Below are 25195 nucleotides of genomic sequence, written 5' to 3' on the forward strand. Positions count from 1 at the left end.
CTGAAAATATTTTCTCTAGTTTTTTAATTACTTATTGACATATCACATTGAAACAGTTATATTGATAAATGTGATTATTTTACCTAAGACAGTAGGAGTTAGAGATAACTTAAAACTTGATCCTACCGAGGCTAAAATTGACTTGAACGTGAACTATGAAACTTTCAAGCACTTTTTGCCGTAGGGTGAAAGTGCTTTTTTTATTGGGTAAAGCTCAAAAAAAGCACCGAACAAAATATGTATGGAGGTGTCTAAATGTCTGGAATTATTGAAGCGAAAAAACAATTAGTTGAACAAATCGCTGATCAACTTAAAAATTCTGTTTCAACAGTAATCGTAGATTACCGTGGTTTAACAGTAGAAGAAGTAACAGAATTACGTAAACAATTACGTGAAGCTGGTGTTGAGTACAAAGTTTACAAAAACACTATGTTACGTCGTGCTGCTGAACAAGCGGGAATCGAAGGTCTTGACGAATTCTTAACAGGTCCAACAGCTGTTGCAACAACTACTGATGATGTAGTTGCTCCTGCAAAAGTTATCGCTGGATTTGCTAAAGATCACGAAGCTTTAGAAATTAAAACAGGCGTAATGGAAGGTAGCGTTATCTCAGCAGAAGAAGTTAAAACTGTTGGTTCATTACCATCACACGACGGTCTTGTTTCTATGTTACTTTCTGTATTACAAGCTCCTGTACGCAACTTCGCTTATGCGGTTAAAGCAGTTGGAGAATCTAAAGAAGAAGAAAGTGCTGAATAATCAGTACACACAATTAATTATTTAAAAAATGGAGGAAATATATAATGGCTAATCAAGAACAAATCATTGAAGCAATTAAAGAAATGTCAGTATTAGAATTAAATGACTTAGTAAAAGCAATCGAAGAAGAATTTGGTGTAACTGCAGCAGCTCCAGTAGCAGCAGCAGGTGCAGCAGGCGGCGGAGACGCAGCAGCAGAAAAAACTGAATTTGACGTTGAGTTAACTTCAGCTGGTTCATCTAAAATCAAAGTTGTTAAAGCTGTTAAAGACGCAACTGGTTTAGGATTGAAAGACGCTAAAGAATTAGTAGACAACGCTCCTAAAGTAATCAAAGAAGCTTTACCTAAAGAAGAAGCTGAAAAACTTAAAGAAACATTAGAAGAAGTTGGCGCAACTGTAGAATTAAAATAATTCTATTGCCACAGCCAATAACTAAATGAAAAGAGAACGAGGCTAATAACCATTGTTAATGTGTGAAACTTAGTTTCACAGCCTGAATTCTTTGAGAAATGAAAACCCCGTTATTGAGTTAACGGGGTTTTTCTAATGAGTACAACTCATTATAGAACGAAAGGTATTTATAGCAAATGACTGATGAAATGTGTATCCTTAAAGTAAAGGGTAGACTTGTCTTTGTTGAAATGGAAGAGTATACTCGAACAGCTTCTAATGTAAAGTAATGAGGTGTAAGCATGAGTCATTATTATGACAAAGATCCTAAAGTTGAAAGTCATAAAGAGACATTTAAATACCATTATCATCAAAATGAATTGAATCTAGTGACTGATGCAGGTGTATTTTCTAAAGGGAAAATAGACTTTGGCTCAGATTTATTAGTTCGTACGTTTTTAAAAGAACATCCACCAGGACCTAAGAAGACGATTGTTGATGTGGGGTGCGGTTATGGACCGATTGGTTTGATGATTGCGAAAGTATCTCCGCATCACCATGTTATTATGTTGGATGTGAACCACCGAGCACTAGATTTAGCAAAAGAAAATAGTGAGAAAAACCATATTGAAAATGTCACTGTAAAAGAGAGTGATGGTTTAGCTGAAGTTCCGGATAATTCTTGTGACATGATCGTGACGAACCCGCCAATCAGGGCAGGGAAGTCAGTGGTTCATGGCATTTTAGAAGACGCACATGAGAAGTTGAGAGCTGAAGGTGAATTATACGTTGTAATTCAGAAAAAGCAAGGTATGCCTTCGACGAAAAAGAAGATGGAAGCTGTTTTTGGTAATGTAGAAACCCTAACCAAAGAGAAAGGGTATTACATTTTGAAAAGCAAGCGTTAACCATTGACAACCATATTAATTTCTGATATAGTTATAGAATGTAAAAATTTATGTTCAAGAAGTGTGTACTTTTACGTATAAAATAACAAAGTAAATCTTTAATAACGCAGAATAGAAAATGGTGTCATCGGGTGTGCTGCCGTTTTCTTTTTGTCTTGTTACCGTTTTGTTTATTTTAATATGTAAGAGACATTCGAACAATTTTTGAGGGGTGAATCTGTTTGGCAGGTAAATTTGTCCAATATGGAAGACATCGTAAACGTAGAAATTACGCGAGAATTTCTGAGGTTTTAGAATTACCAAACCTTATTGAAATTCAAACTAAATCTTATGAATGGTTCTTAAAAGAAGGCTTATTAGAAATGTTCCGTGACATTTCTCCAATCGAAGACTTCACAGGCAACCTTTCTTTAGAATTTGTAGATTATAGATTGGGTGAACCGAAATACGATTTAGAGGAATCTAAGAACCGCGACGCAACTTATGCTGCACCTCTTCGTGTCAAAGTGCGTCTTATTAACAAAGAAACAGGAGAAGTGAAAGACCAAGAAGTCTTCATGGGTGATTTCCCATTAATGACTGATACAGGTACTTTCGTGATCAATGGTGCTGAGCGTGTTATTGTATCACAATTAGTTCGTTCTCCATCCGTATACTTCAATGAAAAAATCGATAAAAATGGTCGTGAAAACTATGATGCGACAGTAATTCCTAACCGTGGTGCTTGGTTAGAATTCGAAACTGATGCGAAAGACATCGTTTATGTTCGTATCGATAGAACAAGAAAATTACCATTAACTGTATTATTACGTGCTTTAGGTTATTCAACTGATCAATCAATTATTGATTTATTAGGTGACAACGAATACCTACGTAACACTTTAGAAAAAGATGGTACTGAAAATACAGATCAAGCACTATTAGAAATTTATGAACGTTTACGCCCTGGCGAACCACCTACAGTAGAAAACGCGAAAAGCTTGCTTTACTCTCGTTTCTTCGATCCGAAACGTTATGACTTAGCAAGTGTTGGTCGCTATAAAATGAACAAAAAACTTCATTTGAAACATCGTTTATTCAACCAAAAATTGACTGAACCGATTGTTAATACTGAAACAGGTGAAATTGTTGCTGAAGAAGGCACAGTTTTAGACCGTCGTAAACTAGACGAAATTATGGATGTTTTAGAATCTAACGCAAACATCGAAGTGGATGAGTTAGATGACAGCATCGTAAACGAACCTGTTGAAACACAATCAATTAAAATTTATGTACCAAATGATGAAGAAGGCCGTACAACAACAGTTATCGGTAATGCATTCCCTGATTCAGAAGTGAAATGTATTACACCAGCTGACATTGTTGCGTCAATGTCTTACTTCTTCAACTTATTGTATGGTGTAGGTCAAACAGATGATATTGACCACTTAGGTAACCGTCGTTTACGTTCAGTAGGCGAATTACTTCAAAACCAATTCAGAATCGGTTTATCAAGAATGGAACGTGTCGTTCGTGAAAGAATGTCTATTCAAGATACAGATTCTATTACACCACAACAACTTATCAACATTCGTCCAGTGATTGCATCTATCAAAGAATTCTTTGGTAGCTCTCAATTATCACAATTCATGGACCAAGCGAACCCATTAGCAGAGTTGACACATAAACGTCGTCTATCTGCACTTGGACCTGGTGGTTTAACACGTGAACGTGCACAAATGGAAGTACGTGACGTGCATTACTCTCACTATGGCCGTATGTGTCCAATCGAGACACCAGAGGGTCCGAACATCGGTTTAATCAACTCATTATCAAGTTATGCGCGTGTTAATGAATTTGGTTTCATTGAAACACCATATCGTAAAGTTGACCATGAGAAAAATGCGGTAACAGATCAAATCGATTACCTTACTGCAGACGAAGAAGACAGCTATGTTGTTGCGCAAGCGAACTCACGTTTAGATGACGAAGGTCGTTTCTTAGACGAAGAAATCGTTTGTCGTTTCCGTGGTAACAACACAACTATGGATAGAGAGAAAATGGACTATATGGACGTTTCTCCTAAACAAGTTGTATCTGCAGCGACAGCATGTATCCCATTCTTAGAAAACGATGACTCTAACCGTGCGTTAATGGGTGCGAACATGCAACGTCAAGCAGTACCATTGATGAACCCTGAATCTCCATTCGTAGGTACAGGTATGGAACATGTGGCTGCACGTGACTCAGGTGCTGCTGTAATCAACAAGCATTTTGGTCGTGTAGAACATGTAGAATCTAATGAAATTAAAGTACGTCGTATTATTGAAGAAGATGGTCAAGAATACGAAGGCGAAGTAGATGCGTATAGATTAGCTAAATTTAAACGTTCTAACTCAGGTACTTGTTACAACCAACGCCCAATTGTTAAAGTCGGCGACGTTGTATCTCAAGGTGAAATCTTAGCAGATGGTCCTTCAATGGAACTTGGTGAGATGGCACTTGGACGTAACGTAGTAGTCGGATTCATGACTTGGGACGGTTATAACTATGAGGATGCTGTTATCATGAGTGAACGTCTTGTTAAAGATGACGTTTATACTTCTATTCATATTGAAGAATATGAATCTGAAGCACGTGATACAAAACTTGGACCTGAAGAAATTACACGTGACATTCCTAACGTTGCTGAAAGCGCACTTAAAAACTTAGATGAACGCGGTATCGTTTATGTAGGTGCAGAAGTGAAAGATGGCGACATCTTAGTTGGTAAAGTAACACCTAAAGGTGTAACTGAATTAACTGCTGAGGAACGTTTATTACACGCAATCTTCGGTGAAAAAGCACGTGAAGTTCGTGATACGTCATTACGTGTACCACATGGTGCAGGCGGTATCGTACTAGATGTCAAAGTCTTCAATCGTGAAGATGGCGATGATTCATTATCTCCAGGTGTAAACCAATTAGTACGTGTTTACATCGTTCAAAAACGTAAAATCCACGTTGGGGATAAAATGTGCGGTCGTCACGGTAACAAAGGGGTTATCTCTAAGATTGTTCCTGAAGAAGATATGCCTTACTTACCAGACGGCACACCAATCGATATCATGTTAAACCCACTAGGTGTACCATCACGTATGAACATCGGACAAGTACTTGAATTACACTTAGGTATGGCAGCTAAAAACTTAGGAATCCATGTAGCTTCACCAGTATTCGATGGTGCCAACGATGATGATGTATGGTCTACGATCGAAGAAGCAGGTATGGCAAGAGATGGTAAAACTGTATTATATGATGGACGTACAGGTGAACCATTCGATAACCGTATCTCTGTTGGTGTAATGTACATGTTGAAACTTGCACACATGGTTGACGACAAATTACATGCGCGTTCAACTGGACCATACTCACTTGTTACACAACAACCACTTGGTGGTAAAGCACAATTCGGTGGACAACGTTTCGGTGAGATGGAGGTATGGGCACTTGAAGCTTATGGTGCTGCATACACATTGCAAGAAATCCTAACTTATAAATCTGATGACACTGTAGGTCGTGTAAAAACTTATGAAGCGATCGTTAAAGGTGAAAACATCTCTAGACCAAGTGTTCCGGAATCATTCCGCGTATTGATGAAAGAATTACAAAGTTTAGGTCTTGATGTTAAAGTCATGGATGAAAATGATAAAGAAATTGAAATGTCAGATATGGATGAAGACGATGTGCACGATCATAAAGTAAACATCCAACAATCTTCAATTCCTGAATCACAAAAAGAAACAACTGACTAATTCATTTCGGTGTTCAATAAGCAAATAGCGTAATGTTAAAAATTCAAATATTGTAAGGCTGCATTAGGCAATGTACTGCATTGCCTTTATGCACCTTTAATATTTTTCAATTTATTGATCATTTATCAATCAAATAGCACAGCTAATCTAAATTGAAGGAGGTAGGCTCCTTGATTGATGTAAATAATTTCCATTATATGAAAATCGGCCTTGCTTCACCTGAAAAGATTCGTTCATGGTCATACGGTGAAGTTAAGAAACCTGAAACAATCAACTATCGTACTTTAAAACCTGAAAAAGATGGTTTATTCTGTGAAAGAATTTTCGGACCTACAAAAGACTGGGAATGTAGTTGCGGTAAGTACAAACGTGTACGTTATAAAGGCATGGTTTGTGACCGTTGCGGCGTTGAAGTAACGAAATCAAAAGTACGTCGTGAAAGAATGGGCCACATTGAACTTGCGGCACCAGTTTCACACATTTGGTACTTCAAAGGTATCCCAAGTCGTATGGGTCTACTATTAGATATGTCTCCAAGATCACTTGAAGAAGTTATCTACTTCGCTTCATATGTTGTGGTTGATCCAGGCCCAACAGGTCTTGAGAAAAAATCATTACTTTCTGAAGCAGAATTCAGAGACTATTATGATAAATTCCCTGGTCAATTCGTAGCGAAAATGGGTGCTGAAGGTATTAAAGACCTATTATCTGAAATTGACTTAGATGAAGAGTTGAAAGACTTACGTACTGAATTAGAATCAGCAACTGGACAAAGATTGACTCGTGCAATCAAACGTTTAGAAGTTGTTGAATCATTCAGAAACTCTGGTAACGAACCTTCATGGATGATTTTGGATGTACTTCCAATTATCCCACCAGAAATCCGTCCAATGGTTCAATTAGACGGCGGACGTTTTGCGACAAGTGACTTGAACGACTTATACCGTCGTGTTATCAACCGTAATAACCGTTTGAAACGTTTATTAGACTTAGGTGCGCCTGGTATTATCGTTCAAAACGAAAAACGTATGTTGCAAGAAGCAGTAGACGCATTAATCGATAATGGTCGTCGTGGCCGTCCAGTAACTGGTCCAGGTAACCGTCCATTAAAATCACTTTCACATATGTTGAAAGGTAAACAAGGTCGTTTCCGTCAAAACTTATTAGGTAAACGTGTTGACTACTCTGGTCGTTCTGTTATCGCAGTAGGTCCAGGACTTAAAATGTATCAATGTGGTCTACCTAAAGAAATGGCGTTAGAATTATTCAAACCTTTCGTAATGAAAGAATTAGTTCAACGCGAAATTGCGACAAACATCAAAAATGCGAAAAGCAAAATTGAACGTATGGAAGATGAAGTATGGGATGTTTTAGAAGACGTTATCAAAGAACACCCAGTACTCCTTAACCGTGCTCCAACATTGCACAGACTAGGTATCCAAGCGTTCGAACCAACATTAGTTGAAGGCCGTGCGATTCGTTTACATCCATTGGTAACAACAGCTTATAACGCTGACTTCGATGGTGACCAAATGGCCGTTCACGTACCTTTATCTAAAGAAGCACAAGCAGAAGCACGTATGTTAATGCTTGCAGCTCAAAACATCTTGAACCCTAAAGATGGTAAACCAGTTGTTACACCATCACAAGATATGGTACTTGGTAACTATTACCTTACTTTAGAACGTAAAGATGCAGTGAATACAGGTGCAATCTTTAACGATGCAAATGAAGTATTGAAAGCATACCAAAATGGTTATGTACACTTGCATACACGTATTGGTGTACATGCAGGTTCATTCAATAACCCTACATTCACTGAAGAACAAAATCGTAAGATCTTGACGACAACTGTCGGTAAAGTAATCTTTAACGAAATCATTCCGGATTCATTTGCTTATATTAATGAACCGTCTCAAACAAACTTAGAAGATAAAACACCTGATAAATACTTCGTCAGCGCAAGCGAATTAGGCGAAGGCGGCTTAAAAGCATACTTTGAAGACCAAGAACTTGTTGAACCATTCAACAAAAAATTCTTAGGAAATATCATTGCAGAAGTGTTCAATCGCTTCAGCATTACTGATACATCAATGATGCTTGACCGTATGAAAGACTTAGGTTTCAAATACTCTTCTAAAGCAGGTATCACTGTTGGTGTATCTGACATCGTGGTATTACCTGATAAACAAGAAATCTTAGATGAACACGAAAAATTAGTTGAACGTGTTCAAAAACAATATAACCGTGGTTTAATCACTGAAGAAGAACGTTACAATGCTGTCGTTGAAATTTGGACAGATGCTAAGGATGAAATTCAAGGTAAATTGATGAAATCCCTAGAAAAAACGAACCCAATCTTCATGATGAGTGACTCTGGTGCCCGTGGTAACGCATCTAACTTTACTCAGTTAGCTGGTATGCGTGGTCTGATGGCCGCACCATCTGGTAAAATCATCGAGTTACCAATCACATCTTCATTCCGTGAAGGTTTAACAGTGTTAGAGTACTTCATCTCTACTCACGGTGCGCGTAAAGGTCTTGCCGATACAGCACTTAAAACTGCCGATTCAGGTTACCTTACTCGTCGTCTTGTTGACGTTGCGCAAGATGTTATCGTTCGTGAAGAAGATTGCGGAACTGACCGTGGTCTACTTGTATCTGACATCAAAGAAGGTACAGAAATGATCGAACCATTCATCGAACGTATTGAAGGCCGTTACTCTAAAGAAACGGTACGTCATCCAGAAACTGATGAAGTTCTTGTGAAACCAGATCAATTGATTACACCAGAAATCGCAAAACGCATCACTGATGCAGGCATTGAACAAATGTACATCCGTTCAGCATTTACATGTAATACACGTCATGGTGTATGTGAAAAATGTTACGGTAAAAACCTTGCGACTGGTGAAAAAGTTGAAGTGGGTGAAGCGGTTGGTACAATCGCAGCACAATCTATCGGTGAACCAGGTACACAGCTTACAATGCGTACCTTCCATACAGGTGGGGTAGCCGGAAGCGATATCACTCAAGGTCTTCCACGTATCCAAGAGATCTTCGAAGCACGTAACCCTAAAGGTCAAGCAGTTATTACTGACATTGAAGGTACAGTCGAAGACATCAAACTTGCGAAAGACCGTCAACAAGAAATCGTGATCAAAGGTGCTAACGAAACAAGATCTTATCTTGCTTCAGGTACTTCACGTCTTAAAGTTGAAAAAGGCCAACACGTTGAACGCGGTGAAGTCTTAACTGAAGGTTCTATCGAACCTAAGAACTACTTATCAGTAGCAGGCTTAAATGCGACAGAAAGCTACTTGCTTAAAGAAGTTCAAAAAGTTTACCGTATGCAAGGTGTAGAAATCGACGATAAACACGTTGAGGTTATGGTTCGTCAAATGTTACGTAAAGTACGTATCATTGAAGCTGGTGATACAAAACTATTACCAGGTTCATTAGTAGACATCCACAACTTTACAGATGCAAACAGAGAAGCATTCAAAGACCGCAAACGTCCAGCAACTGCAAAACCAGTATTGCTTGGTATTACGAAAGCGTCTCTTGAAACAGAAAGCTTCTTATCAGCAGCATCATTCCAAGAAACAACTCGTGTCCTTACAGATGCAGCCATCAAAGGTAAACGCGATGACTTACTTGGTCTTAAAGAGAACGTTATTATCGGTAAATTGATTCCTGCAGGTACAGGTATGAGACGTTATAGCGAAGCTAAATACGAAAAACATATCGACCCTCAAGTGAAAGAAGCAGTTGAGGAACTTGCAGCGGATACAAATACACCGCAATAATAAACTTTAGATTATAAATCAGCCAATACCACTTTCTGAATTAGAAAGCCGGTATTGGCTTTTCTATTCTTTGAAATACAGAGAGGATTAAGGATATCTGTTGAAATTTTCACCGAATTTGTTATCATTAAAAAAGTCAGCATTATATTAAATAATTGTGTTGACGCAACCTATGGAAAGTGTTACTATTAAAAATGTTGATGCAAGCAGAACTTTGGAGGATAATCAATGTCTAATGAAAAAGTTGCACGCTTAAACAAACACCATAAGGTTGTTGGTTTGAAAGAGACGCTCAAAGCACTCAAGAAGAACCAAGTTACATCATTGATTATTGCTCAAGACGTTGAAGTTTATTTGCTGTCAGACGTGTTAAGTAAGATCAATCATAGCGATATTCCTGTTTCATTTTTCGAAAGTAAAAAAGCTTTAGGAGAATATGCAGGTATCAACGTAGATGCAGCAGTCGTTGCTCTATTGAAATGAGAATTAGTAAGTAATTGCGCTTACTAAATTTTATTTAACCTAAAAATGAACCACCTGGATGTGTGGGATTATAAAACAGGAGAGGAGGACATCTTAAATGCCTACTATTAACCAATTAGTACGTAAACCAAGAAAAAGCAAAGCTAAGAAATCAGATTCACCAGCTTTGAACAAAGGTTTTAACAGTATGAGAAAACAATTTACTGACTTGAACTCACCACAAAAACGTGGCGTATGTACTCGTGTTGGTACAATGACACCTAAAAAACCTAACTCAGCGTTACGTAAATATGCTCGTGTTCGTTTATCAAACAACATCGAAGTAAACGCATATATCCCTGGTATCGGCCATAACTTACAAGAACACAGTGTTGTACTTGTACGTGGAGGTCGTGTAAAAGACTTACCTGGTGTGCGTTACCATATCGTTCGTGGTGCACTTGATACTTCAGGTGTAGAAGGTCGTATGCAAAGCCGTTCATTATACGGTACAAAACGTCCTAAAAAATAAGTTTAAGATTACGTAAATTTTCGAGATAAATTTTGAGATTATACTATAATATGAAGGGAGGACTCTGATTATGCCTCGTAAAGGATCAGTACTAAAAAGAGACGTCTTACCAGATCCAATTCACAACTCTAAGTTAGTGACTAAATTGATTAACAAAATCATGTTAGATGGTAAGCGCGGAACAGCTCAAAGAATTCTTTATTCAGCATTTGACCTTGTACAAGAACGCAGTGGTCGTGATGCAATGGAAGTATTCGATGAAGCAATTAACAATATCATGCCAGTATTAGAAGTTAAAGCACGCCGTGTAGGTGGCTCTAACTATCAAGTACCTGTAGAAGTACGTCCAGAGCGTCGTACGACTTTAGGTTTACGTTGGTTAGTTAACTATTCACGTCTTCGTGGTGAAAAAACTATGGAAGAACGTTTAGCTAACGAAATCTTAGATGCAGCTAACAATACAGGTGGCGCAGTTAAGAAACGTGAAGATGTACACAAAATGGCTGAAGCGAACAAAGCATTCGCTCATTACCGCTGGTAAGATTCAAGGTTTAACCCTGAGCGTGTTCAAATGGTATATTCCAAGGCATGCTTAGGGCATCGCCATATTCAAAGTATTTACTCAAGTAATTACTGGAAGGAGAAAAAATACAATGGCTAGAGACTTTTCTTTGGAAAAAACTCGTAACATTGGTATCATGGCCCACATTGACGCTGGTAAAACAACTACAACTGAACGTATCTTGTTTTACACAGGTCGTATCCACAAAATTGGTGAAACTCACGATGGTGGGGCACAAATGGACTGGATGGAACAAGAACAAGACCGTGGTATCACAATCACATCAGCAGCAACAACTGCACAATGGCATGATTACCGTGTCAACATTATCGATACACCAGGACACGTAGACTTCACAGTTGAGGTTGAACGTTCATTACGTGTACTTGACGGTGCGGTTACAGTACTTGATGCTCAATCAGGTGTTGAACCACAAACTGAAACAGTTTGGCGTCAAGCTACAACTTATGGAGTTCCTCGTATCGTATTCGTAAACAAAATGGACAAAATCGGTGCGAACTTCGAATACGCAGTAAGCACTTTACATGATCGTTTGGATGCAAACGCTCAAGCTGTTCAATTACCAATCGGTGCTGAAGACGAATTCGAAGCAATCATTGACTTAGTTACAATGAAATGTTTCCAATACAATGGTGAATTCGGTGAAGAAGTCGTAGAAATCGAAATTCCAGAAGACTACAAAGCGAAAGCAGCTGAAGCTCGCGAAACATTAATCGAATCAGTTGCAGAAGTTAACGAAGACTTAATGGAAAAATATCTTGAAGGTGAAGAAATTTCAGTTGACGAATTGAAAGCAGCAATCCGTCAAGCTACTTTAGATATCGAATTCTACCCAGTACTTTGCGGTACTGCATTCAAAAACAAAGGTGTTCAATTAATGCTTGACGCTGTAATTGACTACCTACCATCACCATTAGATGTTAAACCAATCATTGGTCACCGTGCTAGCAATCCTGATGAAGAAATCGTTGCTAGAGCAGATGATGATGCAGAATTCGCTGCATTAGCATTCAAAGTTATGACTGACCCTTACGTTGGTAAATTAACATTCTTCCGTGTGTACTCAGGTACTATGAACTCTGGTTCATACGTGAAAAACTCTACTAAAGACAAACGTGAACGTGTAGGTCGTTTACTACAAATGCACGCGAACACTCGTAAAGAAATCAGCACAGTTTACTCAGGCGATATCGCAGCTGCGGTAGGTCTTAAAGAAACTGGTACTGGTGACACTTTATGTGGTGAGAAAAATGACATTATCTTGGAATCAATGGAATTCCCAGAACCTGTTATTCACTTGTCAGTAGAACCAAAATCTAAAGCTGACCAAGATAAAATGACTCAAGCTTTAGTTAAATTACAAGAAGAAGACCCAACATTCCATGCACACACTGATGAAGAAACTGGACAAGTTATCATCGGCGGTATGGGTGAGCTTCACTTAGACATTCTTGTAGACCGTATGAAAAAAGAATTTAACGTTGAAGCTAACGTTGGTGCGCCAATGGTTTCATACCGTGAAACATTCAAAACACCAGCTAAAGTTCAAGGTAAATTCTCTCGTCAATCTGGTGGTCGTGGTCAATACGGTGATGTTCACATTGAATTCACACCAAACGAAGTTGGCGCAGGATTCGAATTCGAAAACGCTATCGTTGGTGGTGTAGTTCCACGTGAATACATTCCATCAGTTGAAGCTGGTCTTAAAGATGCTATGGAAAACGGTGTATTAGCTGGTTATCCATTAATCGACGTTAAAGCTAAACTTTACGATGGTTCTTACCATGATGTCGATTCATCTGAAATGGCCTTCAAAATCGCTGCTTCATTAGCACTTAAAGAAGCTGCTAAAGTTGCAGATCCAGTAATCTTAGAACCAATGATGAAAGTTGAAATCTTAATGCCTGAAGAATACATGGGTGACATCATGGGTGACGTAACAGCTCGTCGTGGACGTGTTGATGGTATGGAACCTCGTGGTAACGCTCAAATGGTTCGTGCATTCGTACCACTTTCAGAAATGTTCGGTTACGCAACTTCATTACGTTCTAACACTCAAGGTCGCGGTACTTACACTATGTACTTCGATCACTATGAAGAAGTACCTAAATCAATTTCTGAAGAAATCATCAAGAAAAATAAAGGTGAATAATTAAATTCCCTTTAGGAACTTGCACAAGAACTGACTTGACAGGTCTCCTGAATTGATTTTTTGCGGAAAATGCTTTATAAAGGAATTAGTCCTTTATACAACTTAACAATAAAGCTCTCATGATGGTGAGAAACTATCATGAGAGATAATTTAAATAACTTTTTAACAAGAAGAGGAGAGATTTCATAATGGCTAAAGAAAAATTCGATCGCTCAAAAGAACATGCCAATATTGGTACTATCGGTCACGTTGACCATGGTAAAACAACATTAACAGCTGCAATCGCAACTGTATTAGCAAAAAATGGTGACACTGTAGCACAATCATACGACATGATTGACAACGCTCCAGAAGAAAAAGAACGTGGTATTACAATCAATACTTCACACATCGAGTATCAAACTGACAAACGTCACTATGCTCACGTTGACTGCCCAGGACACGCTGACTATGTTAAAAACATGATCACTGGTGCTGCTCAAATGGACGGCGGTATCTTAGTAGTATCTGCTGCAGATGGTCCAATGCCACAAACTCGTGAACACATCTTATTATCACGTAACGTTGGTGTACCAGCTTTAGTTGTATTCTTAAACAAAGCTGACATGGTTGACGACGAAGAATTATTAGAATTAGTTGAAATGGAAGTTCGTGACTTATTATCTGAATACGACTTCCCTGGTGACGATGTACCAGTTATCGTTGGTTCTGCATTAAAAGCTTTAGAAGGCGACCCAGAATACGAACAAAAAATCTTAGACTTAATGCAAGCTGTAGATGACTACATCCCAACTCCAGAACGTGACTCTGATAAACCATTCATGATGCCAGTTGAGGACGTATTCTCAATCACTGGTCGTGGTACTGTAGCAACAGGCCGTGTTGAACGTGGTCAAATCAAAGTCGGTGAAGAAGTTGAAATCATCGGTATCACTGAAGAAAGCAAGAAAACAACAGTTACAGGTGTAGAAATGTTCCGTAAATTATTAGACTACGCTGAAGCTGGTGACAACATCGGTGCTTTATTACGTGGTGTTGCACGTGAAGACGTACAACGTGGACAAGTATTAGCAGCTCCTGGCTCTATTACTCCACACACAAAATTCAAAGCTGATGTTTACGTTTTATCTAAAGAAGAAGGTGGACGTCATACTCCATTCTTCACTAACTACCGCCCACAATTCTACTTCCGTACTACTGACGTAACTGGCGTTGTTCACTTACCAGAAGGTACTGAAATGGTTATGCCTGGCGATAACGTAGAAATGACTGTTGAATTAATCGCTCCAATCGCGATTGAAGACGGTACTCGTTTCTCTATCCGTGAAGGTGGACGTACTGTAGGATCAGGCGTTGTTACTGAAATCCAAGCATAATTTCGACTTAACTTAAGTTGATTTTTAATAGAGAGCTCCTCTTGTGAGGGGCTCTTTTTTTACATATTTTTCTATTGATACGCTCTAGTCGTGTGTTGTTTAACATAAAAAATGCGTACACATCATTTCTACATGTGTACGCATTTTTGTTTTGATTTAAAGACGTTCAGAAGATAAAACATTTTCTAATTCTAATATTTTTAAGAACTCGGCAGCTGCGTATTTCAATGCAGCTTCATCAATATCAAAGTAAGGGTTATGGTGAGGGTAGTCTGTACCTTTTTGCGCATTACCACATCCTGTTAGAAAGAAAGCGCCAGGTCTCACACGTTGATAAGCTGAGAAATCTTCGCCCACCATCATCATATCTGCTTCAGTAAAGCGTAAATTCATATCATGAGCGGCTTGCTTAACTGTTTCATAAGCTTGTTCATTATTATGCACAGGGACATAGCCACGTTCATAATCCATTGTGTATTCAATATCATTCGCAAGCGCAAGCCCTTGTAGAAGCTTATCAAGTTTATTCATGATATGTGTTTGGAGCTCAGAATCAAATGTGCGCACTGTACCTCGACACATCGCAGAGTCGGGGATCACACTATCTGATGAACCGGCTTGAATCATTCCGAAAGTAACTACAGCTTGTTTAATCGGATCGACCGTACGTGAAACGATTTTTTGTGCGCTTAGAATAAATTCAGCTAATATCACAATCGGGTCAATCGTTTCATGCGGTTTAGCACCGTGACCGCCTTGACCTTGAATGGTAACGGTAAATTCATCAGGTGAAGCCATCATGGCGCCTGGACGTGAATAAATGATGCCTGTGGGATAACCACTCCATAGGTGGTTGCCGTAAACACTGTCTACACCTTCTAAAGCACCGTCATCAATCATTTGTTGGGCACCGCCAGGAACAATTTCTTCACCATATTGAAAGATTAATACGACGTTGCCTTTTAAATGTGCTAAATGTTCATTAATAATTTGAGCAACGCCTAAGAGAATCGCAGTATGGCCATCGTGACCACACGCATGCATACACCCTTCATTTTTAGAACGATAAGGTTTGTCGTTCAGTTCAGTAATTGGAAGGGCATCGAAGTCAGCACGTAAGGCGACTGTCGGGCCTTCGCCTTGGCCTTTAAATGTTGCGACAATACCGTTTTTTCCTACAGGTCTACGAATCGTACAGTCTAATTGTTCGAGCTGATTAACGATATAGTCGTGGGTGTTATGTTCTTCAAATGATAACTCAGGATATTGATGGAGATGTCTTCTGAGTTGAATCATAGTTTTTTCTTTATCGTGCGCAAGTTGATACCAATTCAACATGGTATTCACCTCTTCTGTAATTAATATAGATGTCCTTATTATAGCACGCGTTCCACAGAATAAACTTAAAACGTTCATGTTAAAATAACGCGTCATTTCGACCTTTTAATATACAAAATTTTGTTTTTTCAAAATAACTAATCAGTGTTAACTTTTCTATTATAATAAAATACGTTATGATATATGTAATCTAACACAAGGGGGATAATCAACCAATGGTTCAATCATTACATGGTTTTTTAGACGAAAACATTCAATATTTAAAGGATAATGGATTATACAACGAGATTGATATTGTCGAAGGGGCAAATGGACCGGAAATTACAATCAACGGCGAAAAGTATATCAATCTTTCTTCAAACAATTACTTAGGTTTAGCAACAGACGAAGACTTGAAAAAAGTTGCGAAAGAAGCAATCGATCATTATGGTGTCGGTGCAGGTGCAGTACGTACAATCAACGGTACACTAGATGTTCATGAAACTTTAGAAAACACATTAGCTGAATTTAAAGGAACAGAAGCAGCGATTGCATATCAATCTGGTTTTAATTGTAATATGGCAGCGATTTCTGCGGTTATGAATAAAAATGATGCGATTCTTTCAGATGAGTTAAACCATGCCTCTATTATCGATGGTTGCCGCTTATCTAAAGCTAAAATTATTCGCGTAAATCATTCAGATATGGACGACTTACGTCAAAAAGCGAAAGAAGCTGTGGAATCAGGTCAATACAATAAAGTGATGTATATCACTGATGGTGTGTTCAGTATGGATGGTGATGTAGCGAAGTTACCTGAAATCGTTGAGATTGCGGAAGAGTTTGACTTAATCACTTATGTCGATGATGCGCACGGATCAGGTGTTATGGGTAAAGGTGCTGGCACAGTAAAACACTTCGGTTTACAAGATAAAATCGATTTCCACATCGGTACATTATCTAAAGCAATTGGTGTGGTCGGCGGTTATGTCGCTGGGACACAAGAGTTAATCGACTGGTTGAAAGTACAATCACGTCCATTCTTATTCTCAACATCTTTAACACCAGAATCTTCAGCAGCGATTACTGCCGCTGTACGTAAACTTATGGATTCTACAGAACTGCATGACAAACTTTGGGAAAATGCGAATTATCTTAAAGACGGCTTAAAAGAACTAGGTTATGATATTGGTGAATCAGAAACACCAATCACACCTGTAATTATTGGTGATGAAAAACAAACACAAGAATTCAGTAAACGTCTAAAAGACGAAGGAGTTTATGTGAAATCTATCGTCTTCCCAACAGTACCACGTGGTACAGGACGTGTACGTAATATGCCTACAGCTGCACATACTAAAGAAATGTTAGATGAAGCACTTGAGGCGTATAAAAAAGTAGGTAAAGAACTAGGCGTAATCTAAGTAGCTTTATAGAAACAATGAAGCGGAACTGTTCAGTTAATTGAACGGTTCCGCTTTTATTTTAGAAATCAGTGTATTAGATACTTAGTTGAGTCATTTCTTTTATTGTTTAAGTGATATATCTATGATCAAGATAAAACTTCTCTAATGGTTCGTTATCTTTGATACATTGTTCAATACGTTCTAATGATTCTTCAAGTGTCATTTGTCTCAAAAACATTCTGCCTGGTGGTTCTCCAAATTTTTTCTCATAAGCTTTTTCAGCAGCTTCATAGGCATCAATCAATTTGTCATCATACATAGTTTTTCATTCCTTTGTAGTTGATTCAGAGGTGTCGTATATATTCATTTTATCCGTTGAGTGAATACACGAACGTACTTAACTCAAGTAGTGATTATCTAAATAAAACTTTTCCAATGGTTCGTTATCTTTCACACAGTCTTTCATAAGTTCCAAAGCATCTTCAGCAGGCATACCCCGTAAAAGCATTCTACTAGGAGCTTCTTTAAACTTTTTAGTATAAGCACATACAGCAGCTTGATACTCTTTTTTAAATTGTTCATCATACATATTAATCTACTCCTTCATCATGGTGTGAATCGTGTTGTGACAGGGTGATATCTTTTAAATTTAATTGTGGCTTAATTTCATATGTTTTCTCTTCTTTTGAATCTAGTAAGACGTCTGTCAGTTGAATCGTATAAATATCTGAGCTGTTATAGTCTTTATAATAATACGTTAAGTGTTCGCAATCGAGTATACATTGATATTGCGTATAATGAGGCTGCCCTTCGTGGAGTACGATGCCTCTCGGAATACTGACAATGTCTAATAATTTGAATAGGTTATTTAAGCGCATCGTGTCGTCTTCAGCATCTTCAATCATTTGACGGAAATAAGCAGTTTTAACGAAACGTGCTGGCGAGGTATAACCTCCAGGCAATATTTCAGTATTTGTTTCGACATGAATTGGATCTACTTGTTTATCACCAAGTGTGATGGATGCTGATGAATCAGTATTAAAAGCTATGTACTGTTGTAAATTCTGATAGTGCCATTCTAAGTCAGGGTGATTAGTCAGAACTTGTACCGGATTATCTTTCAAAATCAGTTTACCACCATTTGGCACAAGAACAATACTTTGACCTGTTTGATCAGTGACGATGAAATGAAAGGCAGGTGTTTTACCAAGTACAGGGTTTTGTTCATCAATCAACCTCACATTACCAATCGTTTCTTTTAAATGTGAAATAGATGCGTTCGTACCTAAAAGCCACATAATGAATGATTCTGGACCTAAATTAATATGATGTGAAGCGGGTGCAGGCTTATATGTCGCAAAGTCATTGTTGTTTAAAATTGCGATAGAAAGACCTTTTTCATTGATGCCATCTGCGAACATCACATCGTCTATTTTCATCGCACTGCCTACAAAACCATAGTCAAAAGTGAAGGTTTGTCCATAAGTTGTTTCCCACTGATAGTTTCTTGGGATAACTTTAGGAAAAGCTTTCAGTTCAAACGCAAAGTCCATGGTCCGTGCTAAGTAAGTTGTGTCGTATTGTGAAGTAAAGGTAAAGCTCGTACACATATGTATCAGCCCCTTAATACCATTAAAAGTTATAATCGAATTGATAATACCATATGGATATAGAAAAAACGGAGCAGCTTCTCTATGTGCTTCTCCGTTTAGTTCTATTTACTGATGGTCTGAAGCTTCTTCAGTTAAATCAACCAGATTTAATTTAGGTTTTACTGTATAAGTAATCGCATCACTTGCGTTTAAAATCTCATCAGTCAGTTTGATTTGGTATACATCTGAACCGTTATAGTCTTTAAAGTAATAAGTGAGATGGTGTGTATCGACGATAGCTTGGTATTGTGTGTAATAAATCGTACCTTCGTCTAAAACGACACCTCTTGGAATACTGACAGTATCGAGTAATTTAAATAAGTTGTTGAGTCGTTTATTCTCATCTTCCGCATCTTCGATAAATTGACGGAAATAAGCCATTTTAACGAAACGAGATGGGGAAGTATAACCGCCCGGCAGAACTTCAGTACCAGATTCAACGCCAAAAGGTTTTACACTCTCAATGCCTAAGAGTGACGGTGAGGGCGCTTCGATATTGAAGTGTGTATGCTGTCTCACATTTTGATAGTGCCATTCTAAGTTAGGGTTATTCGTTAATACACGAATGGGATTCTCTTTAATAATCAGTTGACCGTCTGAAGGAATCACAACGATACTTTGACCAGATTGATCTGTAATCATAAAGTGTAGTGGTGGAACGCTGTCTAATGCGGGATTTACTTGTTTAAGTAAACGAACATTATCTGCTTGTTCTTTAAAGTCTCTGATAGATTCATTCATGCCTAAAAACCACATAATGAATTCTTCAGGTTCTAGATTGATATTGTCATTAGAAGTAGAAGTCGCATAAGAAGCTTCTCCTTGATAATATAACACAGCAATGGATAATCCTTTTTCGTTTATGCCATCTCCGAATACCACACCATTGACTGTCATTGCAGTTCCTACAAAGCCGTAATTTAATTTAAAGTCACGACCATTGTTGCTTGTCCATTCATAATTTCTAGGAATAGCCTTCGGGAAAGAATTCAAACTAAATGAGAAATCCATGGTGCGTGCTAAATAGTTCGCATCATATTGAGATGTAAATGCAAAACTCGTACACATAAATGTGCCTCCTTAAAAACAGTAATCAGTACAAAAAAACGTTACAATAATCATAACATGACGCAAGTCAAGACTTCGAATAAAGTAATGCCAATAAGGTGTTGAGAGTGAGGGATACTGTTGGAAATTAAAATATGTGAGGATGCAGCTTTATTAGCAGGTTTAAATCAAACTGTCCATGACATACATCATCAAGCCTACCCAGATATTTTTAAGCCTTATCATTATTTGGATACGCTAGATCTATTTCAAAAGCTCATGCATCAACCTGAGCATTATTTATTAGTCATTGAAACGGATACAGGAATAGCTGCTGGGTACTTGTGGGCGCAATTGGTAACGTTATATGAAACGCCATTTCGTTATGGGCAGAAGACGTTGTATATTCATCAAATCAGTATTGAACCAGAATTTCAGCATAAAGGTTATGGGCATGCACTCATGCAGTATATAGAAGAGGTAGCAGAAAAAGAGCAGTGTGACACAGTAGAATTGGATTATTGGGGGGAAAATAACGCGGCTGTTGATTTCTATGAGAAAGAAGGTTATGAATTTCTTCAAAAGCATTGTCGTAAAAATATTTGATGGTTTATCTAAATGATGTATCTTTGAAATAAATAGAAAAGTATAATTTTGCTCTTTTCAAATGTAAGCGCTTTACTTATTTTTGTACGTATGGTATATACATTAATAAGCATTTATAAAAATATAGTGTTAAATAACAAGAGAATGTACACCTCAGAAATACTACAGTTCTTTAGCGCACTTTTCAAAGGGGAGAGAGAAATATGAAAAGAATTATGATTACTGGCGCACTAGGGCAAATCGGGACTGAACTTGTATTAAAATGTCGTGAGATTTATGGAACAGATAATGTTTTAGCAACGGATATTAGAGAACCAGAAGCGGATTCTCTAATCAAAGACGGACCGTTTGCGATATTAGATGTAACAGATGCAGCACGCATGAATGAGGTTGTAGAGGAATTTCAACCAGATGCTTTAATGCATATGGCCGCATTATTGTCTGCGACAGCTGAGAAAGATCCAATGCTGGCATGGAATATTAATATGGGTGGTTTAGTCAATGCGTTAGAAGCGGCACGCCATCATAATGTACAGTTCTTTACACCAAGTTCTATCGGGGCATTCGGGCCAACAACACCTAAACGTGATACACCTGCGTTAACGATTCAACGACCAACATCTATGTACGGTGTAAACAAAGTATCAGGTGAGTTATTATGCGAGTATTACCATACTAAGTTTGGTGTAGATACACGAAGCGTACGTTTCCCTGGCTTAATTTCATTTGTGAAAGAACCAGGCGGCGGTACAACAGATTACGCTTGTGAGATTTATTTTGAGGCGGTACGTAAAGGTGAGTATACAAGCTTTATCGGTAAAGATACTTACATGGATATGATGTTTATGGATGATGCGATCGACGCAATTATTAAATTGATGGAAGCACCAGAAGAAAATATTGAAAATCGTTGTGCCTTTAACTTAAGCGGTATGAGTTTCGAGCCAGAAGAAATTGCCGAATCTATTCGTAAACAAATTCCAGAATTCAAAATGCACTATGAAGTAGATCCAATCAGACAAGGTATTGCAGATAGCTGGCCAGATGCGATTGATACAAGTTGTGCAAGAAATGAATGGGGCTTCTCACCTAAATATGATTTAGACAAGATGACAGAAGCTATGTTGCAAGGGGTTAGAGAGAAAGAAGCAGCAACACAAAAATAATATAAGCATATGAATTAAATCAACAGGGCTGAATGTTTTCTAGGACCTATAGAAAATGTTCGTCCTGTTAATTATTATGTATAATGGCAGTAGACTAATGTTAAGTGGGTGACGATTAGATGACAACATCATCAAGAGATAGAAGCGTTATGGTTAAAAATTTTGCGAGAACAAAACCTAGAACATAAAATTGTCATCGCTAATGGCAGCTTTGGCCATAATGAACCAAAGTGTATCTTGCCATATGGAGTCAGTGCGACATTAGATGCTGATAAAGGAAGTGGATGTTCTTAATGAATAGATCGTCTATGCAAAGTGAAAATGAGATTGCTCACAGTTGCATTCAGAAATAGACTGTACAATAATGGAAGTGTAAGGAATATAGCAACTTTTAATTTGTATCAATGGGGAAATGTTAAAGAGAGATATAAATAACTGTGTTCAATAGAGGATTTGATTAGGGGCGTATTTTTTAAATTTTCTAAAAACTCATTGAATACACAGACTTAGATTGCTATAATTTTAGTATTATCTTATTTATAAGCACAATTTTAGGAGGCAGAAATCATGTCAGAAAATGTTAAATTCGAGAAACGTGAAGAGCTTAAACAAAAACCAGATCCAAGTAACTTAGGATTCGGTCAACACTTCACTGATTACATGTTAAGTTATGACTACGATGAAGATAAAGGTGGTTGGCATGATTTGAAGATTACTCCTTATGCACCGATCGAACTTGATCCCGCTGCACAAGGACTTCATTATGGCCAAGCAGTCTTTGAAGGATTAAAAGCATACAAACATAATGGAGAGGTTGATTTATTCAGACCTGACCAAAACTTCAAACGTATTAATCAATCATTAGCACGCTTAGAAATGCCGCAAATTGATGAAGAGTTATTATTAGAAGGATTAAAAGAACTTGTGAATGTTGAACGTGACTGGGTACCTGAAGGGGAAGGTCAATCATTATACATTCGTCCATTCGTCTTTGCGACTGAAGCAGGTTTAGGTGTACATCCAGCATCTCACTACAAACTATTAATTATCTTATCTCCTTCTGGTTCATACTATGGCGGAGACGCATTAAAACCAACACGTATTTATGTAGAAGATAAATACGTTCGTGCCGTACGTGGTGGTGTTGGATTTGCGAAAGTAGCTGGTAACTACGCAGCAAGCTTATTAGCACAATCTAACGCAAACAAAGAAGGTTATGACCAAGTATTATGGTTAGACGGTGTAGAACAAAAATACATCGAAGAAGTCGGAAGCATGAACATCTTCTTCGTTGAAAATGGTACACTTGTTACACCTGAATTAAACGGTAGTATCTTACCAGGTATTACACGTAAAACAGTAATCGAATTAGCTAAAGAACTTGGCTATAAAGTAGAAGAACGTCGTGTATCTGTAGATGAATTATTCGAAGCGTATGATAAAGGTGAATTAGATGAAGTCTTCGGAACAGGTACAGCTGCAGTTATTTCACCTGTAGGTGTCTTAAAATACGAAGACCGCGAAATCGTTATCAATAATAACGAAACAGGTAAAATCACTCAACACTTATATGACCAATATACTGGTATCCAAAGTGGTAAATTAGAAGACAAACACGGCTGGAGAGTTGTAGTTCCTAAAAAATAATTCGAATAAGAATTATAAATAGTGATAAAAAAACAGGTCAGAAGCACAGATAACAGTGTGTTTCTGACCTGTTTTGTCATTAATATAGTGGTGAGAAAGTGATGGTTTTTATTAAAGCGTAAGATTATTTGATAGAAAACCAATCATAAATAGGATATAGTACATTTGAAATGACATCTTCAAAGTAAAAGAAATGAATGAATACAATAAGAATAAGCAATATTACGAACAATGAAAAGTATTGTAGAAAAACACTGTTTTTATTCTTATATAGCATAGAGATAGCGTTGGAAAACGATTTTTTGCTTATATCTGCGAATAAAAGCATAAAAATTATTACGACTGCAATAAATCGGAAAATCAAAGTGAAAGCACTGTAACTAGGAAAATGTAAGGATTTAATATATAAAAAGGTTTCTTGTCCCATTTTAAAGATCGAAGCTATAAAGTTCGAAGAATTCGATACATCTATATTCGATAGTTTCTCATTCAACCTTTCTGCTACACTTGGTATATATATAATACAAGTAATTATAATTAATAGTATGCTAATATATTTTATAGCAAAGTAGATATAACTTCTAAGACCTAGTGCTTCTTTGCGCAATCTATAAATGGTTAAAATTGATATTAGTAATACTAGAATAGAAGATAAACCTAAGATGATAAAATTGAATTTTACAAATAGTGCAATTGAAAGTAACATACCTAAGCTAATAAAAATTATGTAACCCCAATTTTCATCAGTATTATTTATATTTTGACGATTGGGTATGTATTTTACTTGTTGATATGAATTGTTTACTTTAATATTATTATTTGTTATTGAGTTGGTTGATCCTATATTGGTTTGACTGATATTTTTATTTTCGGAAGGCCTTTTTGTAAAAGCAAAAACAAAGCTAGAAATCGTAAGAATGCTAGCTATAATAGATAAAACTGAATCCCACATTTTACTCCCCCTTTTTTGTCATCATATCATTTATATAGAATAGAATTACATTTTTGCCTAGAATGATGATTTGAGTTCCTAACTGTATAAATATTAATGAAAATACGAGATGCATCTTATTCGTATAAGCAAACATATTATTGTTTACTAGTCTGTATTCTATTGTATAATTGAAAATGATTATCGGTAGAGGTGCTTTTATGAGATATATTTTAATTACGATAGGTTTAATTTCAGCTATCGTTGGTTTTATAGGAATCGTTGTACCTTTGTTGCCAACTACACCTTTTTTACTTTTAGCAGCTGTTTGTTTTTCAAGAAGTTCTGAAAGATTTAATCGTTGGTTAGTGAGTACAAAGGTTTACGGTGAATATGTGGAAAGCTTCAAAAGAGATAGAGGCTTTACTTTAAAGAAGAAGTTCAAAATTTTATTGAGTTTATATATTGTTATCGCATTTTCGCTTTATATGCTAGATAACTTCTATATCAGAATTGGTTTATTGATTATGGTGACCTTCCAAACGATTGTATTGTTTACGTTAGTCAAGACGTTACCAGAACCATCAAAGGACCGTCAAAACTGTGAGAAAGATTAATCGTTGATGCATTTTGTGCTTACATCCAATACAAAGGGTGTAAGCCTTTTTTAATTTCCT

The 25195-nt window shown here is 37.4% G+C and carries 22 protein-coding genes and 1 other annotated feature; of the genes, 16 read left to right on the plus strand and 6 right to left on the minus strand.

Translation table 11 applies throughout. The features are described 5' to 3' along the window. The first annotated feature begins 64 nt into the window (after positions 1-64). Positions 65-210: a sequence feature (ribosomal protein L10 leader region), on the plus strand. A 45-nt stretch (positions 211-255) separates the two neighbouring features. From rplJ to tuf, 10 genes are all read left to right on the plus strand, one after another. Further along, positions 256-759, plus strand: coding sequence for a 50S ribosomal protein L10 (gene rplJ, locus HMPREF2846_RS05715; protein WP_002481328.1), 504 nt, complete (start codon positions 256-258; stop codon positions 757-759). 44 nt (positions 760-803) lie between these two features. Further along, positions 804-1172, plus strand: a complete 369-nt coding sequence (gene rplL / locus HMPREF2846_RS05720) for a 50S ribosomal protein L7/L12 (RefSeq protein ID WP_002481329.1) — start codon at positions 804-806, stop codon at positions 1170-1172. 281 nt (positions 1173-1453) lie between these two features. Then, the gene (locus HMPREF2846_RS05725; protein WP_070626081.1) at positions 1454-2059 is read left to right on the plus strand and encodes a class I SAM-dependent methyltransferase; all 606 of its coding nucleotides are present in this window, start codon (positions 1454-1456) and stop codon (positions 2057-2059) included. 221 nt (positions 2060-2280) lie between these two features. Continuing rightward, entirely contained in the window at positions 2281-5832 is a 3552-nt protein-coding gene (rpoB, locus tag HMPREF2846_RS05730; RefSeq protein ID WP_070626083.1) for a DNA-directed RNA polymerase subunit beta, read from the plus strand. Between the two features lie 197 nt (positions 5833-6029). Beyond that, positions 6030-9641, plus strand: coding sequence for a DNA-directed RNA polymerase subunit beta' (gene rpoC / locus HMPREF2846_RS05735; RefSeq protein ID WP_226956325.1), 3612 nt, complete (start codon positions 6030-6032; stop codon positions 9639-9641). A 228-nt stretch (positions 9642-9869) separates the two neighbouring features. After that, positions 9870-10124, plus strand: coding sequence for a ribosomal L7Ae/L30e/S12e/Gadd45 family protein (locus tag HMPREF2846_RS05740; RefSeq protein WP_002481333.1), 255 nt, complete (start codon positions 9870-9872; stop codon positions 10122-10124). Between the two features lie 97 nt (positions 10125-10221). Beyond that, entirely contained in the window at positions 10222-10635 is a 414-nt protein-coding gene (gene rpsL, locus HMPREF2846_RS05745) for a 30S ribosomal protein S12 (RefSeq protein ID WP_002481334.1), read from the plus strand. A gap of 70 nt (positions 10636-10705) precedes the next feature. Further along, positions 10706-11176, plus strand: a complete 471-nt coding sequence (gene rpsG, locus HMPREF2846_RS05750; RefSeq protein WP_070626085.1) for a 30S ribosomal protein S7 — start codon at positions 10706-10708, stop codon at positions 11174-11176. Between the two features lie 112 nt (positions 11177-11288). Further along, on the plus strand, positions 11289-13370 hold the full coding sequence (gene fusA, locus HMPREF2846_RS05755; RefSeq protein ID WP_002481336.1) for an elongation factor G: 2082 nt from the start codon (positions 11289-11291) through the stop codon (positions 13368-13370). A gap of 188 nt (positions 13371-13558) precedes the next feature. Further along, positions 13559-14746: an elongation factor Tu gene (gene tuf / locus HMPREF2846_RS05760; protein ID WP_002481337.1), complete on the plus strand. Its 1188-nt coding sequence runs from the start codon at positions 13559-13561 to the stop codon at positions 14744-14746. Between the two features lie 156 nt (positions 14747-14902). Here the strand turns inward: tuf and HMPREF2846_RS05765 are convergent, their stop codons facing one another. After that, on the minus strand, positions 14903-16084 hold the full coding sequence (locus tag HMPREF2846_RS05765) for a M20 family metallopeptidase (protein WP_002481338.1): 1182 nt from the start codon (positions 16082-16084) through the stop codon (positions 14903-14905). 215 nt (positions 16085-16299) lie between these two features. Here HMPREF2846_RS05765 and HMPREF2846_RS05770 point away from each other — a divergent pair, with 215 nt between their 5' ends. Continuing rightward, positions 16300-17487: a glycine C-acetyltransferase gene (locus HMPREF2846_RS05770; protein WP_070626087.1), complete on the plus strand. Its 1188-nt coding sequence runs from the start codon at positions 16300-16302 to the stop codon at positions 17485-17487. Between the two features lie 109 nt (positions 17488-17596). On the opposite strand, the gene HMPREF2846_RS05775 is transcribed toward HMPREF2846_RS05770, so the two are convergent. From HMPREF2846_RS05775 to HMPREF2846_RS05790, 4 genes are all read right to left on the minus strand, one after another. Continuing rightward, positions 17597-17788 (minus strand): hypothetical protein, encoded by a 192-nt coding sequence (locus HMPREF2846_RS05775; RefSeq protein WP_002481340.1) that lies wholly within the window; start codon positions 17786-17788, stop codon positions 17597-17599. A 78-nt stretch (positions 17789-17866) separates the two neighbouring features. Next, on the minus strand, positions 17867-18058 hold the full coding sequence (locus HMPREF2846_RS05780) for a hypothetical protein (RefSeq protein ID WP_002481341.1): 192 nt from the start codon (positions 18056-18058) through the stop codon (positions 17867-17869). A 1-nt stretch (position 18059) separates the two neighbouring features. Further along, positions 18060-19079: a choloylglycine hydrolase family protein gene (locus HMPREF2846_RS05785; RefSeq protein ID WP_070626089.1), complete on the minus strand. Its 1020-nt coding sequence runs from the start codon at positions 19077-19079 to the stop codon at positions 18060-18062. A 108-nt stretch (positions 19080-19187) separates the two neighbouring features. Next, a complete protein-coding gene (locus HMPREF2846_RS05790) occupies positions 19188-20189 on the minus strand; it encodes a choloylglycine hydrolase family protein (protein WP_070626091.1) in 1002 nt (333 codons plus the stop codon). A gap of 120 nt (positions 20190-20309) precedes the next feature. On the opposite strand from HMPREF2846_RS05790, the gene HMPREF2846_RS05795 reads away from it, so the two are divergent. From HMPREF2846_RS05795 to HMPREF2846_RS05805, 4 genes are all read left to right on the plus strand, one after another. Further along, complete coding sequence (locus HMPREF2846_RS05795; protein ID WP_070626093.1) at positions 20310-20774, plus strand: GNAT family N-acetyltransferase; 465 nt, start codon at positions 20310-20312, stop codon at positions 20772-20774. A gap of 203 nt (positions 20775-20977) precedes the next feature. Continuing rightward, positions 20978-21940 (plus strand): L-threonine 3-dehydrogenase, encoded by a 963-nt coding sequence (locus tag HMPREF2846_RS05800; protein WP_070626095.1) that lies wholly within the window; start codon positions 20978-20980, stop codon positions 21938-21940. Between the two features lie 162 nt (positions 21941-22102). Continuing rightward, on the plus strand, positions 22103-22234 hold the full coding sequence (locus tag HMPREF2846_RS14685; RefSeq protein ID WP_256274415.1) for a hypothetical protein: 132 nt from the start codon (positions 22103-22105) through the stop codon (positions 22232-22234). 273 nt (positions 22235-22507) lie between these two features. Continuing rightward, entirely contained in the window at positions 22508-23587 is a 1080-nt protein-coding gene (locus tag HMPREF2846_RS05805; protein WP_002481346.1) for a branched-chain amino acid aminotransferase, read from the plus strand. A 124-nt stretch (positions 23588-23711) separates the two neighbouring features. Here HMPREF2846_RS05805 and HMPREF2846_RS05810 read toward each other — a convergent pair whose 3' ends face one another. Then, positions 23712-24539 (minus strand): hypothetical protein, encoded by an 828-nt coding sequence (locus tag HMPREF2846_RS05810; protein ID WP_070626097.1) that lies wholly within the window; start codon positions 24537-24539, stop codon positions 23712-23714. A gap of 200 nt (positions 24540-24739) precedes the next feature. On the opposite strand from HMPREF2846_RS05810, the gene HMPREF2846_RS05815 reads away from it, so the two are divergent. Then, positions 24740-25135 (plus strand): YbaN family protein, encoded by a 396-nt coding sequence (locus HMPREF2846_RS05815; RefSeq protein ID WP_002481348.1) that lies wholly within the window; start codon positions 24740-24742, stop codon positions 25133-25135. The last annotated feature ends 60 nt before the right edge of the window (positions 25136-25195 follow it).

The sequence above is a fragment of the Staphylococcus sp. HMSC056G08 genome, from assembly GCF_001812305.1.
Taxonomy (GTDB): domain Bacteria; phylum Bacillota; class Bacilli; order Staphylococcales; family Staphylococcaceae; genus Staphylococcus; species Staphylococcus simulans.